Source organism: Clavibacter michiganensis, assembly GCF_016907085.1.
Lineage (GTDB): Bacteria > Actinomycetota > Actinomycetes > Actinomycetales > Microbacteriaceae > Clavibacter > Clavibacter michiganensis_O.
In genome coordinates this window covers 896,883-911,508 of sequence record NZ_JAFBBJ010000001.1, presented here as the reverse complement: position 1 = coordinate 911,508, position 14,626 = coordinate 896,883, and the positions used below count along the sequence as shown (strand labels likewise).

Genomic DNA, 14,626 nt, shown 5'->3' with positions numbered 1-14,626 from the left:
GTCCCGCATGGACCCGTTCACCCTGATCATGTTCGCCGTCCTGGCGCTGCTCATCTTCTTCATGTTCCGCAACAGCCGGAAGCGCCAGAAGGACCTGGCCGAGCTGCAGACGCAGATGGTCCCCGGTGCCGAGGTCATGACCGCGTCCGGCATCTACGGCACGCTCGTCTCCTTCGACGAGGAGAACAACCTCGCCTACCTCGAGGTCGCGCCCGGCACGGTGCTGAAGCTGCACCGCCAGACGATCGCCCGCGTGGTCGAGCCCACCGTCGCCGACGACGCCTCCGTCCTCGTGGACGACGCGCCCGCGGCCGACGCGGTCGACGAGACCGGCACGAGCGACGTCCCGCGCCGCATCGACGACGGCGACGCCCCCACCGCGCGCTCCTGATCCCCCGGGCGGGCGGCCACCGGTCGTCCGCCCCACCCGGGCGCCTCCCCGCCCGGACCCGCTCACCCCCTCCATCCGGAGCGCCGCGCGGTTCCCGCCGGCCCACCGCGAAGAAAGTCGAGTGTCCAGGTGGCCAAGTCGCCCACACCGGTACGCAAGGCCAGGCGCAAGCTCATCTGGCTGCTGGTCATCATCGGCCTCCTGGCTGGCGGCAACGCCGCCAGCGTGGCGTTCAGCAACGGGTCCTGGACCCCGAAGCTCGCGCTCGACCTCGAGGGCGGCACGCAGATCATCCTCGCGCCGCAGCTCGACGGCGCGTCCTCCGGGCCCACGAGCGAGCAGCTCGCCCAGGCGGTCTCGATCATCCGGCAGCGCGTCGACGCGAGCGGCGTGTCCGAGGCGGAGATCACCACGCAGGGCGGCAGCAACATCGTCGTGAGCCTGCCCGGCGAGCCCGACGCGGCCACCATGCAGCGCCTGCAGTCGTCGGCGAAGCTCGAGCTCCGCCCCGTGCTCATCGGCGCGGCCGGCACGGCGTCGGTCGCCCCTACCCCGACGCCCACGCCCACCGACGGATCGGCGCCCGCGGATGGGTCCACCCCCGCGGCCGAGACGCCGGCCGCGGCGGCCACCCCGGATCCCTCCACCCTCTCCGACGAGCCGACCGCGGAGCCCACAGGCCCGAGCGACGTCTCCTGGGTCACCCCGCGCCTCCAGGCCGAGTTCGCCGCCTACGACTGCGCGACCGCCCCCGAGAGCGACGGCCAGGCCGCTCCCGCCGACCGCGCGATCATCGCCTGCTCCGACGACGGCGCCGCGAAGTACGTGCTCGGCCCCGTCGAGGTGGACGGCAGCACCATCTCCGACGCCACGAGCGGCCTCCAGCAGTCCAGCCAGGGCGTCAGCACCGGCACGTGGTCGGTCAACCTGGTCTTCGACGGCGACGGCACCAAGCAGTTCGGCGACATGTCCACGCGCCTCATCACGCTCGAGTCGCCGCGCAACCAGTTCGCGTTCGTGCTCGACAACGAGGTCATCTCGGCGCCGGTCACGCAGGGCGTGGTCACCAACGGCAAGCCGTCCATCACCGGCAACTTCACGCAGGAGAGCGCCAAGGCCCTCGCGGACCAGCTCAAGTTCGGCGCCCTGCCGCTCAGCTTCACGCTGCAGAGCTCGGACGTCATCTCGGCGACCCTCGGCTCCTCGCAGCTCACCAGCGGCCTGATCGCGGGCCTCATCGGCCTCGTGCTCGTGGTGCTGTACTCGCTCGTGCAGTACCGGGTGCTCGGCACGGTCACCATCGCGTCACTCGTGATCGCCGCCGTGATCACCTACCTCCTCATCACGCTGCTCAGCTGGCGGGAGGGCTACCGGCTGTCGCTCGCCGGGGTGGCGGGTCTCATCGTGGCCATCGGCATCACGGCGGACTCGTTCATCGTCTACTTCGAGCGCATCAAGGACGAGCTGCGCGACGGCCGCGGCCTCGTCTCCTCGGTCGAGCAGGGCTGGAAGCGCGCGCTGCGCACGATCATCGCGTCCGACACGGTCAACTTCCTGGCCGCCGCGGTGCTCTTCATCCTCGCGGTCGGCAACGTCAAGGGCTTCGCGCTCACGCTCGGGCTGACGACGATCATCGACCTCATCGTCGTGTCGCTCTTCACGCACCCGATCCTCCAGCTGCTCGCGAACCGGCCCTTCTTCGCCGAGGGCCACCGCTGGAGCGGGCTCGACCCGCGGGCGCTCGGCGCGGTGTACCGCGGCCGCGCGACGTTCCGCACCCCCACGGCCGCTGCGGGGCGCAACGCCGCCGCCGCCAAGGAGGCCGCGCGCCGGCAGACCATCGCCGAGCGCAAGGCCGCCCAGGGTGGGGCGACCGGATCCACGAAGACCGCGACGATCGACGCACCGCGGGCCGACGACACGAGCAGGGACGACTGATGGCTGGCTTCTCCGAGTTCGGCAACGACCTCTACACGGGCAAGCGCTCGTTCGACATCGTCGGCCGCCGGCGCCTCTGGTACGCGATCGCGGCGATCTGCATCCTCGTCTCCATCCTCGGCCCGCTCCTGCGGGGCGGCTTCACGTTCGGCATCGAGTTCACGGGCGGATCCGAGTACACGGTGAGCGGCGTGCAGTCGCAGTCGCAGGACATCGCCAGCGAAGCCGTCGCCACCGTGACGCCCGTGCCGGCGCGGGTCTCGTCCGTCGGGTCGGACGCCGTCCGCGTCCAGACCGACCAGCTGCAGCCCGAGGACAGCACCGCCGTCCGCCAGGCGCTCGCGACCGCGTACGGCGTCGAGACGTCGAGCGTCACCGAGTCCTTCATCGGGCCGTCGTGGGGCCAGGACATCACCCGCCAGGCGCTCTGGGGGCTCGTGGTGTTCCTCGCGCTGGCGGCGGTCGTCATGTCGGTCTACTTCCGCACGTGGAAGATGTCGGTCGCCGCGATCATCGCGCTGCTGCACGACCTCGTCCTCACCGCCGGCATCTACGGCATCACGGGCTTCGAGGTCACGCCGGCCGCGGTCATCGGCTTCCTCACGATCCTCGGGTACTCGCTCTACGACACCGTCGTGGTGTTCGACAAGATCCGCGAGAACACCGCGGAGGACGGGCAGGAGTCGAGGCGGACCTTCGGGCAGTCGGTGAACCTCGCGGTGAACCAGACCCTGGTGCGCTCGATCAACACCTCCATCGTCGCCATCCTGCCGGTCGGCTCGATCCTCTTCATCGGCGCCGTCGTGCTCGGCGCCGGCACGCTGCGCGACATCGCCCTGTCCCTGTTCATCGGCATCATCGTCGGCACCTACTCGACGATCTTCATCGCGGCCCCGCTCTACGCGCACCTCCGCGAGGGCGAGCCCAAGGTGAAGCGCGGGGACGCCCTCGCGGCGTCGGCCGCGAGCCGGGCGCAGGCGGAGCGCGCCGCCGTGGCGGTGGAGTCGTGACGAGCGCGCAGGGCGCGGGCGTCCCCGAGGACCTCGACGCGGCCACCGCGAAGGCCCGCACCACGACGGGGGACTCCTGGCTCCTCGACGTGCGCGAGCCCGACGAGTGGCAGGCGGGGCACTCCGCCGTCGCCCACCACATCCCCATGGGCGAGCTCGAGGCCCGTGTCGGCGAGATCCCGACCGACCGGCACATCGCGGTCGTCTGCCGCTCCGGCCACCGGTCGGGCATCGCGACCCAGGCGCTCCTGCGCGGCGGGTTCGCGGCATCCAACATCACGGGCGGCATGCACGCCTGGTCGGAGATGGGCGGCGACGTCGTCACCGACGACGGGCAGCCCGGCCGCGTCGCCTGATCCGCGACCGCCGCGCCCCTCGTCGGATCTCGTCCTCCGGGACGCGCCGCCCCAGACGCTGCTGGTCCGCCCGTGGTCGGGAGCCCTCGGGCACGGTGATAATTTGGTCTCCAGCACACGCCTGGGAGGCTGAACGATGACGGAGACGACCTCGAGCACGGCTTCCCTCCGGCGCCTGGTGCCCCGCCTCTTCTCCCGGGCGCAGCCGGCCGGCGCCGTCGAGCAGCTCATCCGCACCGCGCGCCTGCACCACCCGAAGGCCGACATGAGCCTGATCGAGCGGGCCTACGCCGTCGCCGAGCGCGCGCACGAGGGGCAGAAGCGCAAGAGCGGCGAGCCGTACATCACCCACCCGGTGGCCGTGGCGCAGATCCTGGCGGACCTCGGCATCGGCCCCAAGACCCTCGCGGCGGCCCTCCTCCACGACACGGTCGAGGACACCGACTACACGCTCGACATGCTTCGCCACGACTTCGGCGACGAGATCGCCATGCTCGTCGACGGCGTCACGAAGCTCGACAAGCTCAAGTACGGCGACAGCGCCCAGGCCGAGACGGTGCGCAAGATGGTCGTGGCCATGTCGAAGGACATCCGCGTGCTCGTGGTGAAGCTCGCCGACCGTCTGCACAACGCGCGCACGTGGGGCTTCGTCGAGTCGGCGTCCGCCGAGCGCAAGGCGAAGGAGACCCTCGAGATCTACGCGCCGCTCGCGCACCGCCTCGGCATCTCGACCATCAAGTGGGAGCTCGAGGACCTCTCGTTCGCCGTGCTCTACCCGAAGATCTACGTCGAGATCGAGAACCTCGTGAAGCAGCGCACGCCGCAGCGCGAGGAGTTCGTGCAGCAGGTGATCGACAGCGTCAACGACGACCTGCGCGCCGCCAAGATCCGCGGCAAGGTGGCCGGCCGGCCGAAGCAGTACTACTCGATCTACCAGAAGATGGTCGTGCGCGGCCGCGAGTTCGACGAGATCTACGACCTCGTGGGGATCCGTGTGCTGGTCGACTCGCTCCGCGACTGCTATGCCGTGCTCGGCGCGATCCACGCCCGATGGACGCCCGTGCCCGGGCGCTTCAAGGACTACATCGCCACGCCGAAGTTCAACCTCTACCAGTCGCTCCACACCACCGTCATCGGTCCCAAGGGCCGCCCGGTGGAGATCCAGATCCGCACGCACGAGATGCACCAGCGTGCCGAGTTCGGCGTCGCGGCGCACTGGAAGTACAAGGACCGCATGAACGGCGGGCGCGCGGCCGAGGTGTCGCCGCAGGGGGACACCGACCTCGCCTGGCTCGCGCACATCTCCGACTGGCAGTCCGAGACCGCGGATCCGGGCGAGTTCCTCGACTCCCTGCGCTTCGAGATCGGCGCGAAGGAGGTCTACGTCTTCACGCCGCACGGGAAGGTCATCGGCCTGCCCGCCGGCGGGACCCCGGTGGACTTCGCGTACGCCGTGCACACGGACGTCGGCCACCGCACCATGGGCGCGAAGGTGAACGGGCGGCTGGTGCCGCTCGAGAACCCGCTCGCCACGGGCGACGTGGTCGAGGTGTTCACGTCGAAGAACCCCGACAGCGGTCCGAGCAAGGACTGGCTCGCGTTCGTGAAGAGCGCCCGCGCGCGCAACAAGATCAAGCAGTGGTTCACCAAGGAGCGGCGCGAGGAAGCGATCGAGCAGGGCAAGGACGCCATCGCCCGCGCCATGCGCAAGCAGAACCTGCCGCTGCAGAAGCTCATGAACCAGGACGCGTTCTCGGACGTGGCGCAGAGCATGAAGTACGACGACGTCGCGGCGCTCTACGCGGCCGTCGGCGAGGGCCACGTCTCCACGCAGTCGGTGATCGAGAAGGTGCTCTCCTCCATCCAGGGCGACAGCGGCGGGGAGGCCGAGGAGGTCTTCGCCGTCACGCAGCGCTCGCGCGTGTCGCGCAACAGCGACTCCGGCGTGCTCGTGCGCGGCGCCCCCGACATCCTCGTGAAGCTCGCCAAGTGCTGCACTCCGGTGCCGGGCGACGAGATCATCGGGTTCGTGACCCGGGGCGCAGGCGTCTCCGTGCACCAGGCCAACTGCCACAACGTGGACTCGCTGCGCGCCGAGCCCGACCGCATGATCGAGGTGGAGTGGGCGCCGTCGTCGAAGAGCTTGTTCCTGGTGCACATCCAGGTCGAGGCGCTCGACCGCTCGGGGCTCCTCAGCGACGTGACGCGTGTGCTGTCGGAGCACCACGTCAACATCCTCTCCGCGTCCGTCTCGACGTCGTCCAACCGGCTGGCCATCAGCCGCTTCGTCTTCGAGATGGGCGACGTGACGCACCTGGACCGCGTGCTCAACGCGGTGCGCCGCATCGACGCGGTGTACGACGTGTACCGCGTCAACGGCGGCTGACCGGATCCGCTCCACCGGCGCTCCCCGCGGGAACCGCCGATGCGCCGCGGCGGGCCAGGGCGTCGAGGCGCGTCAGCGCGCGGCGCTTGTCGGGAAGCGCGCCGGAGGCCGCGAGGTGCTCGCGGGCGGCCGAGTCCGTCACCCCGGGCAGCGCCAGCAGACCGAGGCACGCGGCCTCGTGGATCGGCGTGAAGTCGGCGACCGTGCGCGCGATGTCGCACAGGGTCCGCAGCGGGGTCGTGACGCGGAGGCCGGCCAGCACGACCGTGTCGCGATCGTCGAGCACGACCTCGCGGATGCGCACGTTGCGCAGCGCCGGCGGGTGGCAGCGCGCGACGCTGTCGACGCAGTACTCGTGCGTCCGGGGCGGGGTGCGGACGGCGCCGTGCACCCAGGCCGCCGTCGACCTCTCGGCGATGAGGCGCGAGGGTACCTGCGTGGCGAGGGCCGCGGCGCGGAGCCAGGGCGAGGCCAGCTCGTCCACGGGGGAGTAGCAGGCGTCGACCTCGTACACCTCGCCGTCGAGGCGGGCGGAGCAGAGCTCGGCGAGCGGGAGGTCGAGGACGGACAGGACGGGCGCGAGGCGGGGTGGCATGCGCGCACCATGCCATCGCGCGCCGCCGTACGCACGACGGCCCGGGATCCTGTGGAGGATCCCGGGCCGTCACGGGTGGTGCGGAGGGGGCGCGCTACGAGCCGAGCGCGTCCAGCCAGACGCGGCGGGCGGCGAGCGCCTCCTCGGCGTCCTTGATGCGTCGCGCGTCTCCGTCGGCCTTGGCCGCATCGAGCTCGCGCTGCAGCTTGTCGATCGCGGCGCCGAGCTGCGAGGCGAGCCCCTCGGAGCGCGCCTTGGTCTCCGGGTTGTTCTTGCGCCAGAACTCCTCGTCCAGGGTGCGGACGTGGGTCTCGACCTTGCGCAGCCGATCCTCGACGGTCTTGACGCTGTCCCGCGGGACGCGACCGATGGCGTCCCAGCGCAGCTGGACGGCGGTGAGCTTGTCGCGCGCCGCCGTGCGCTCCGTGATCTGCAGGATCGGCTCGGCCTCGTCGAGGAGGGCGAGCTTGGCCTGGAGGTTGGCCTGCTGCTCCTCGTCGTCCGCGGCGTCGACCTCGGCCTTGGCGCCGTACAGGACGTCGCCGGCGGCCTTGAACTGCGCCCACAGCGCGTCGTCGTACCGCTTGCCCGCGCGCCCCGCGAGCTTCCACTCGTCGAGGAGACGACGGTACGCGGGGATCCCGCCGACGCCCTGCGGCTCGAGCGCACGCGCCTGCTCGACGATGGCCTGCTTCTTCGAGCGGGCGTCCTTGTGGGCGTTGTCGAGCTCGGCGAAGAACGCCTTCCGCTCAGTGTCGATGGTGGAGCGCGCGGTGCGGAAGCGCTTCCAGAGCTCGTTCGCGTCGGTCTTGGGCAGACGCGGTCCCGTCTGCTGGTGCTGCTGCCAGCGGCCGAACAGCGCGTCGACCTCGGCGGTCAGCTGCTTCCACTGGACCTTCGAGAAGTCCTGCGTCGCGAGGCGCTCGGTCTCCTCGACGATGGCGGTCCGCTCGGCGATGGCGCCCTGCACCACCTGCCGCTGCTCCTCGCCCTGCTTCTCGGTGAGCTCGCCGACGGTGGCGGCGAGGACGTCGAGCCGGGCGCGCAGGGCGGCGAGGTCGCCGACGGCGTTCGCGCCGGTGACGGCCTCGATGAGGTGCGCGACGGCCTTGGAGACGTCGGCAGCGGGTGCGCCGCGCTTGGCGCGCTGCTCCAGGAGCGTGACCTGGCCCGCGAGGTCGGTGAACTTGCGCTGGAAGTAGGCCAGCGCCTCCTCGGGGGTCCCGTCGGGGTACTGGCCGACGGCGCGTTCGCCGTCGCCCTCGCGGAGGAAGACGGTGCCCGTCTCGTCGACGCGGCCCCAGGGGGTCTGATCGTTGTCAGCCACGGATGTTCACCTTGTTCGTAGGACCGGCCGGACCGGTGCGGAGACGTGCACGCCAGCCTAGAGCACGCCTCGCGGGCGGGATCGTCTCGCGACGGACGCTGGCTGACCTGTCGATCATGCCCCAGGGCGGGCCGGGCCTGCGCGGGCGCGGCGCCCATCGGCCTCGGCTCGCAGACGCTCGTGAGGACCGGCCGGCCGGATCGGCGGCTCAGGGTGTCGGGGTCGCCTCCGGCACGGGGGCGGGGTCGGCGGTCGGGGTGACGTCGGGCGTCGTCGGCGCGGGGGCGTCGGGGGACGTGGGGGTGGAGGACGCCGGCACCGGTGCGGGAGCTCCGGGACCCGACTCGTAGGCGAGCTGCGCCCCGATGGCGAGGGCGGCGACGACGACCACGGCGACGACCGCCGCCAGGTCGTCGCGGCGACGGCGTCGGACGGCCCGTGCGTGGAGCTCCTGACGGGCCGCGTAGCGGCGGAGCCGGGCCTGCGCCTCGCGGGCTGCGCGGTCGTTCTTCGGGGCCACGGCGTCCTCACGGTCGGTCCCGCCCGAGGCGGCGGTACGGGAACCATAGCCGGTCGCGCCTACCATCGAGACCATGACCGACACGCGACCGGGCCTCCGTTCGGGGGCGACGCCCCTGGCCGTCCGGATGCGTCCCCGCAGCCTCGACGAGGTCACCGGTCAGCGTCATCTCCTGACACCCGGCTCGCCCCTCGTGAGCCTCGCCTCGGACGTGGCGGGGGAGCAGGGCTCGGTCTCGATCATCCTGTGGGGCCCGCCCGGCACGGGCAAGACGACGCTCGCGCAGGCCATCGCGCACGGATCCAGCCGCCGATTCGTCGAGCTCTCGGCCGTGACCGCGGGCGTCCGCGACGTGCGGCAGGTGATGGAGAAGGCGCTGAGCGACCGCGACCTCTTCGGCGTCTCGACCGTGCTCTTCCTCGACGAGATCCACCGCTTCACCAAGGCCCAGCAGGACGCGCTGCTGCCGGGCGTGGAGAACGGGTGGGTGATCCTCATCGCGGCCACCACCGAGAACCCGTCGTTCTCCGTCATCTCCCCGCTGCTGTCCCGCAGCCTCCTCCTGACCCTGGAGCAGCTCGACGACGACGACCTCGGCGTGCTGGTCGACCGCGCGGTCGCCGACGACCGGGGCCTGGGCGGGCGGTTCTCCCTCGACGACGACGCGCGGGCGATGATCATCCGGCTCGCGTCGGGGGACGCGCGACGCGCGCTGACGGCGCTCGAGGCGGCGGCCGTGTCGGCCCAGGCGGACGCGTCGGGCAAGGCGCGCGCGGCGTCAGAGGATGACGAGGACGGCGACGCGGACGAGGACGATGACGAGGGCGGCGACGCGGCTCCCGCCGAGGATCCCGCGCCCATCCCCATCTCCACCGAGCAGGTCGCGCTCGCGGTCGACCGCGCGCTGCTCCGCTACGACCGCAACGGCGACGAGCACTACGACGTCATCAGCGCGTTCATCAAGTCGATCCGCGGATCCGACGTCGACGCCGCGCTGCACTACCTCGCCCGCATGATCGAGGCGGGGGAGGACCCGCGCTTCATCGCCCGGCGGATCATCGTCTCGGCCTCCGAGGACATCGGGCTCGCCGACCCGCAGGCGCTCGTCGTCGCGGTGGCCGCCGCCGACGCGGTGCAGCTCATCGGCATGCCCGAGGGGCGGATCCCGCTGGCGCAGGCGGTCGTGCACCTCGCGACCGCGCCCAAGTCGAACGCCTCCTACCTCGGCATCGACCAGGCGATCGCGGACGTGCGCGCCGGCGCCTTCGGCCGCGTGCCCCTGCACCTCCGCGACGCGCACTACCCGGGCGCGAAGCGGCTCGGCCACGGCAGGGGCTACCGCTACCCGCACGACGCGGACATCGGCGTCGTCACCCAGCAGTACCTGCCGGACGAGCTCGTCGGACGCACCTACTACTCGCCCACGCAGCACGGGCACGAGCGCGACCTGTCCGCCCGGCTGGAGAAGCTGCGGCGCATCGTCCGCGGCGGCTGATCCCGGCGCGGCGCATCCCCGGGATCGCGCCCCTCGCGTGCTACGCTTGCTGACGCCTCAATCGGGTGTCGCGTGCGGCTGCGTCGACATCATGATCAAGGGACACGTCCTGTAGCCGGACGACCCGTGGCGAATCCCTCTACTTCCGCAGGACACCGCATCAGCGGTCTCGTGTCGTCGCGCGCACATGCGTGTGCGCGGACGCCCTGCATCATCCGTAGTCAGAGACTTTCTCCCTGGAAGGAAAACGTGTCCACCAAGTCACGCACCCGCAGCAAGACCCGCCTCTCCCGCGCGCTGGGCATCCCGCTCACGCCGAAGGCGGCCAAGTACCTCGAGAAGCGCCCCTACGCACCGGGCGAGCACGGTCGGTCCAAGCGCAAGCAGGACAGCGATTACGCCGTCCGCCTGCGCGAGAAGCAGCGTCTGCGCGCCCAGTACGGCATCCGCGAGGCCCAGCTCAAGATCGCCTTCCAGGAGGCGCGTCGCACGCAGGGCCTGACCGGTGAGAACCTCGTCGAGATCCTCGAGCAGCGCCTCGACGCGCTCGTCGTCCGCTCCGGCCTCGCGCGCACCACGGCGCAGGCCCGCCAGCTCGTCGTGCACCGTCACATCATGGTCGACGGCAAGATCGTCGACCGCCCCTCCTTCCGCGTGAAGGCCGGCCAGATGATCCACGTCAAGCCGCGCTCCGAGGGCACCGAGCCGTTCCAGGTCGCCGCCGCCGGCGGTCACGCCGACGTGCTGCCGAAGCTCCCCTCGTACCTCGAGGTCGAGCTCGACAAGCTGCAGGCCCGCCTCGTGCGCCTGCCGAAGCGCGCCGAGGTCCCCGTGACCTGCGAGGTCCAGCTGGTCGTCGAGTACTACGCGGCACGCTAAGCACCGCACCACCGTCCGCGAGGCGGGTCGTCCATCCGGGCGGCCCGCCTCTCGGCGTCTCCGGGCCCGGACGCGATCCGGACGCCGCCCGACGCGGGTGGCGCGCGGACCGGCCGGTAGGATCGCCCTCGGCCCCCGCTGGCCTCCGCACCGCACGTCACCTCCGTCTGGGGGCAGCTCCCGGAAGGGGAGAAGCATGAAGAACCTCGTCCTCATCGTCGTGGGGGTCGTCATCGGCTTCGCCGTCGCCCACGTGGTCGACCGCACGCCGGCCGGGCACCGCCTGTTCCAGGGCGTCGACGCCCGGGCCCGCCGGTTCGGCGAGGCCGTCGAGGACGGCTACCGCCGCCGCGAGGCCGAGCTCCGCTCCGCCGTGGGCGAGGCCGAGGACACCATCACCGAGCTGGGAAAGCAGTAGGACCGCATGCAGACCGCAGACATCCGCAACGCCTGGCTGACGTACTTCGGCGACCGAGGGCACACCGTCGTGCCGTCGGCGTCGCTCGTCAGCGACGACCCGACCCTGCTGTTCACGGTGGCCGGCATGGTGCCGTTCGTGCCGTACCTCACGGGCGTCGTGCCCGCGCCGTTCCCGCGCGCCACGAGCGTCCAGAAGTGCATCCGCACGCTCGACATCGAGGAGGTCGGCCGCACGCCCCGGCACGGCACCTTCTTCCAGATGAACGGCAACTTCTCCTTCGGCGACTACTTCAAGGAGCAGGCCATCGCGTACGCGTGGGAGCTGCTCACCACGAGCGAGGCCGACGGCGGGCTCGGCTTCTCGCCCGACGACCTCTGGGTCACCGTCTACCACGAGGACGACGAGGCGCGTCAGGCGTGGAAGCGCATCGCGGGCCTGCCGGACGAGCGGATCCAGGGCCTCGGGCGCGACACGAACTACTGGCACACGGGCCAGCCGGGCCCGGCGGGCCCCTGCTCGGAGATCTTCTTCGACCGCGGCCCCGCCTACGGCGCCGATGGCGGCCCGGCGACCGACGACGACCGCTACGTGGAGATCTGGAACCTCGTCTTCATGCAGTACCTGCGCGGGGCCGGCACGGGCAAGAGCGAGTTCGAGATCCTCGGCGACCTGCCGAAGAAGAACATCGACACCGGCATGGGCCTCGAGCGCGTCGCGTTCCTCAAGCAGGGCGTCGAGAACATGTACGAGATCGACCAGGTGCGCCCCGTGCTCGACCGCGCGGCCGAGCTCGCGGGCCGCCGCTACGGCGCCGACCACGAGGACGACGTGCGCATGCGCATCGTCGCCGACCACGTGCGCTCCTCGCTCATGCTCATGTCCGACGGCGTGCGGCCGTCCAACGAGGGGCGCGGCTACATCCTGCGCCGCCTCATGCGCCGCACCGTGCGGGCGATGCGCCTCATGGGCGTGGACGCCGCGACCTTCGGCGAGCTGTTCCCCGCGTCGCGCGATGCAATGAAGGCCGCCTACCCCGAGGTGTCCGACGACTTCGACCGCATCTCCCGCCTCGCCTACGCGGAGGAGGAGACCTTCCTCCGCACGCTCTCGGGCGGCACGACGATCCTCGACGTGGCCGTCGGCGAGACGAAGGCGAAGGGCGGCGAGCGGATCGCGGGCGACACCGCGTTCCTGCTGCACGACACGTTCGGCTTCCCCATCGACCTCACGCTCGAGATGGCCGAGGAGAACGGCCTCACGGTCGACCGCGAGGCCTTCGACCGCCTGATGCTGGAGCAGCGCACGCGCGCCAAGGCCGACGCCAAGAGCAAGAAGACCGCCCTCGCCGACCTCACCGTGTACAGCGAGTTCCGCGCGGCGGGCGAGACGCGCTTCACCGGGTACGACGAGCTGGAGACCGGGACGACGATCCTCGGCCTCATCGTGGGCGGCCACAGCGTCGACCACGCGGTCGCGGGCGACATCGCGGAGGTCATCCTCCCCGAGACGAGCCTCTACGCGGAGTCCGGCGGCCAGGAGGCCGACGCGGGCAGCATCGTCGGCCAGGGCTTCGACCTCGAGGTGCTCGACGTGCAGAAGCCCGTGAAGGGCCTCATCAGCCACCGCGTGCAGGTGCGCTCGGGCGAGGTGGGCGTCGGCGACGCCGCCACCACGGTCGTCGACGCCGACTGGCGCCGCGGCGCGACGCAGGCGCACTCGGGCACGCACCTCGTGCACGCCGCGCTCCGCCAGGTGCTCGGCCAGGACGCCCACCAGTCCGGCTCCTACAACCGGGCCGGCTACATGCGCCTCGACTTCGCCTGGAACCAGGCGCTGAGCCCGGAGACGCGCAGCGAGATCGAGGACATCGCGAACGGCGCCGTGCGGGACGACCTGCAGGTCGTGACGCGCGTGATGCCGATCGACGAGGCCAAGCAGCTCGGCGCCATGGCGCTGTTCGGCGAGAAGTACGGGGACACCGTGCGCGTGGTCGACATCGGCGGCCCGTGGTCGCGCGAGCTCTGCGCCGGCACGCATGTGTCGTCCAGCGCGCAGATCGGGCTCATCAACGTGGTGGGGGAGTCGTCCGTCGGATCCACCAACCGCCGCATCGAGTCGCTCGTCGGCCGCGAGGCGTTCCAGGACCTCGCCGTCGAGCGCGCGATCGTGTCGCAGCTCACGTCGAGCCTCAAGACGCCGCGCGAGCAGCTGCCCGACCGCATCGCCGACCTCCTGCAGAACCTGAAGACGGCGGAGCGGCGCATCGCCGACTTCGAGGCGCAGGCGCTGCAGCAGCGCGTGCCGGCGCTCCTCGCGCAGGGCTCGCGCGTCGGATCCGTGACCCTCATCCAGGAGTCGCTCGGCAGCGTGCGCTCGGCCGACGAGGTGCGCCAGCTCGTGACGCTCGTGCGGGAGCGCGCGGGATCCGAGCCCGTCGTGGTCGCCCTCGCGGGCGACGCGGGCGGCAAGCCGACCGTCATCGTGGCCACGAACCAGGCCGCGCGCGACGCCGGCGCCAAGGCCGGGCAGCTCGCCCGTGCGGCGGCGGCCGTGCTCGGCGGCGGCGGCGGCGGCAAGGACGACCTCGCGCAGGGCGGCGGATCCGACGTGTCGGCCATCGGCGACGCCCTCGCCGCTGTCCGCCAGGCGCTCGCCTCCTGATGCGCGTCGGGTCCCGGCTGGCGGTCGACGTGGGGAAGGCCCGCATCGGCCTCGCCCGGTCGGATCCGCACGGCCTGATCGCGACGCCCGTCGAGACCGTGCCGCGCGACGCGGCCGGCTCGGCGGACGTGCGGCGGATCCTCGAGGTGGCCGCCGAGATCGACTGCGCGGAGATCCTCGTGGGCCTGCCGCTCGCGCTCTCGGGCCGGGCCACGGCGTCCACGGAGGACGCGGAGGGGTTCGCCCGGCGCCTCGCGGATGCGACGGAGATCACCGTGCGGCTGGTCGACGAGCGCCTCTCGACGGTCTCCGCGCAGGGCGCCCTGCGCGCCTCGGGCAGAGGCTCCCGTAAGCAGAAGCCGGTGATCGACCAGGTGGCGGCCGTTATAATCCTTCAACATGCGCTCGAGACCGAGCGCGCCGCCGGCTCCCCACCCGGTGCTCTCGTCCCGAGGAACCGAGTCGATCCTGACCGACACGCCTGAGACCGATCCCACCCGACGCGCCGCGGCGGCCGCGGGTGGCGGTGGCGACCCCTTCGAGAGCCTGTTCGGCGATCAGCCCGGCGATGCCCCGGCACCGGCCGCGACGCCGGCTCCGTCTCCCGCTCCCCGCGGCGAGGGCCCCGGCATCGGCACCGGCGCGCC

The 14,626-nt window shown here is 72.0% G+C and carries 13 protein-coding genes; 10 read left to right on the top strand and 3 right to left on the bottom strand.

Going from position 1 to position 14,626, the window contains the following annotated elements; translation table 11 throughout:
- The first annotated feature begins 7 nt into the window (after positions 1-7).
- The 5 genes from yajC (at position 8) to JOE38_RS04130 (ending at position 6,081) form a co-directional block, all read left to right on the top strand.
- Positions 8-391, top strand: coding sequence for a preprotein translocase subunit YajC (gene yajC, locus JOE38_RS04150; protein ID WP_239544740.1), 384 nt, complete (start codon positions 8-10; stop codon positions 389-391).
- A gap of 129 nt (positions 392-520) precedes the next feature.
- Entirely contained in the window at positions 521-2,329 is a 1,809-nt protein-coding gene (gene secD, locus JOE38_RS04145; protein ID WP_204574980.1) for a protein translocase subunit SecD, read from the top strand.
- Positions 2,329-3,339 (top strand): protein translocase subunit SecF, encoded by a 1,011-nt coding sequence (gene secF, locus JOE38_RS04140; RefSeq protein WP_204574979.1) that lies wholly within the window; start codon positions 2,329-2,331, stop codon positions 3,337-3,339. Before secD ends, secF begins: the two co-directional genes overlap by 1 nt.
- Complete coding sequence (locus JOE38_RS04135) at positions 3,336-3,695, top strand: rhodanese-like domain-containing protein (RefSeq protein WP_204574978.1); 360 nt, start codon at positions 3,336-3,338, stop codon at positions 3,693-3,695. Before secF ends, JOE38_RS04135 begins: the two co-directional genes overlap by 4 nt.
- Positions 3,696-3,831: 136 nt before the next feature.
- The gene (locus JOE38_RS04130) at positions 3,832-6,081 is read left to right on the top strand and encodes a RelA/SpoT family protein (protein WP_204574977.1); all 2,250 of its coding nucleotides are present in this window, start codon (positions 3,832-3,834) and stop codon (positions 6,079-6,081) included.
- Here the strand turns inward: JOE38_RS04130 and JOE38_RS04125 are convergent.
- The 3 genes from JOE38_RS04125 to JOE38_RS04115 all read right to left on the bottom strand — a co-directional run bounded on the left by JOE38_RS04125 (position 6,068) and on the right by JOE38_RS04115 (position 8,523).
- A complete protein-coding gene (locus tag JOE38_RS04125; RefSeq protein WP_204574976.1) occupies positions 6,068-6,676 on the bottom strand; it encodes a type IV toxin-antitoxin system AbiEi family antitoxin in 609 nt (202 codons plus the stop codon). The genes JOE38_RS04130 and JOE38_RS04125 overlap by 14 nt on opposite strands.
- Positions 6,677-6,770: 94 nt before the next feature.
- Positions 6,771-8,003, bottom strand: coding sequence for a DUF349 domain-containing protein (locus JOE38_RS04120; protein WP_204574975.1), 1,233 nt, complete (start codon positions 8,001-8,003; stop codon positions 6,771-6,773).
- A gap of 208 nt (positions 8,004-8,211) precedes the next feature.
- Positions 8,212-8,523 (bottom strand): dioxygenase, encoded by a 312-nt coding sequence (locus tag JOE38_RS04115; protein WP_204574974.1) that lies wholly within the window; start codon positions 8,521-8,523, stop codon positions 8,212-8,214.
- A gap of 73 nt (positions 8,524-8,596) precedes the next feature.
- Between JOE38_RS04115 and JOE38_RS04110 the strand changes: the two genes are divergently transcribed.
- The 5 genes from JOE38_RS04110 to ruvX all read left to right on the top strand — a co-directional run bounded on the left by JOE38_RS04110 (position 8,597) and on the right by ruvX (position 14,464).
- Positions 8,597-10,018 (top strand): replication-associated recombination protein A, encoded by a 1,422-nt coding sequence (locus tag JOE38_RS04110; protein WP_204574973.1) that lies wholly within the window; start codon positions 8,597-8,599, stop codon positions 10,016-10,018.
- A 249-nt stretch (positions 10,019-10,267) separates the two neighbouring features.
- Positions 10,268-10,897 (top strand): 30S ribosomal protein S4, encoded by a 630-nt coding sequence (gene rpsD / locus JOE38_RS04105; protein ID WP_012038492.1) that lies wholly within the window; start codon positions 10,268-10,270, stop codon positions 10,895-10,897.
- A 196-nt stretch (positions 10,898-11,093) separates the two neighbouring features.
- The gene (locus JOE38_RS04100) at positions 11,094-11,315 is read left to right on the top strand and encodes a hypothetical protein (protein ID WP_086513230.1); all 222 of its coding nucleotides are present in this window, start codon (positions 11,094-11,096) and stop codon (positions 11,313-11,315) included.
- A 6-nt stretch (positions 11,316-11,321) separates the two neighbouring features.
- Entirely contained in the window at positions 11,322-13,979 is a 2,658-nt protein-coding gene (alaS, locus tag JOE38_RS04095) for an alanine--tRNA ligase (protein WP_204574972.1), read from the top strand.
- Positions 13,979-14,464 (top strand): Holliday junction resolvase RuvX, encoded by a 486-nt coding sequence (gene ruvX, locus JOE38_RS04090; RefSeq protein ID WP_204574971.1) that lies wholly within the window; start codon positions 13,979-13,981, stop codon positions 14,462-14,464. Before alaS ends, ruvX begins: the two co-directional genes overlap by 1 nt.
- Positions 14,465-14,626: the final 162 nt, after the last annotated feature.

What these genes read in the sequence shown, in the direction of transcription:
- yajC (WP_239544740.1), top strand. Translation starts at nt 8, where the DNA reads ATGGACCCGTTCACCCTGATCATGTTCGCCGTCCTGGCGCTGCTCATC.
- secF (WP_204574979.1), top strand. Translation starts at nt 2,329, where the DNA reads ATGGCTGGCTTCTCCGAGTTCGGCAACGACCTCTACACGGGCAAGCGC.
- JOE38_RS04130 (WP_204574977.1), top strand. Translation starts at nt 3,832, where the DNA reads ATGACGGAGACGACCTCGAGCACGGCTTCCCTCCGGCGCCTGGTGCCC.
- JOE38_RS04125 (WP_204574976.1), bottom strand. Translation starts at nt 6,676, where the DNA reads ATGCCACCCCGCCTCGCGCCCGTCCTGTCCGTCCTCGACCTCCCGCTC.
- JOE38_RS04110 (WP_204574973.1), top strand. Translation starts at nt 8,597, where the DNA reads ATGACCGACACGCGACCGGGCCTCCGTTCGGGGGCGACGCCCCTGGCC.
- JOE38_RS04100 (WP_086513230.1), top strand. Translation starts at nt 11,094, where the DNA reads ATGAAGAACCTCGTCCTCATCGTCGTGGGGGTCGTCATCGGCTTCGCC.
- alaS (WP_204574972.1), top strand. Translation starts at nt 11,322, where the DNA reads ATGCAGACCGCAGACATCCGCAACGCCTGGCTGACGTACTTCGGCGAC.
- ruvX (WP_204574971.1), top strand. Translation starts at nt 13,979, where the DNA reads ATGCGCGTCGGGTCCCGGCTGGCGGTCGACGTGGGGAAGGCCCGCATC.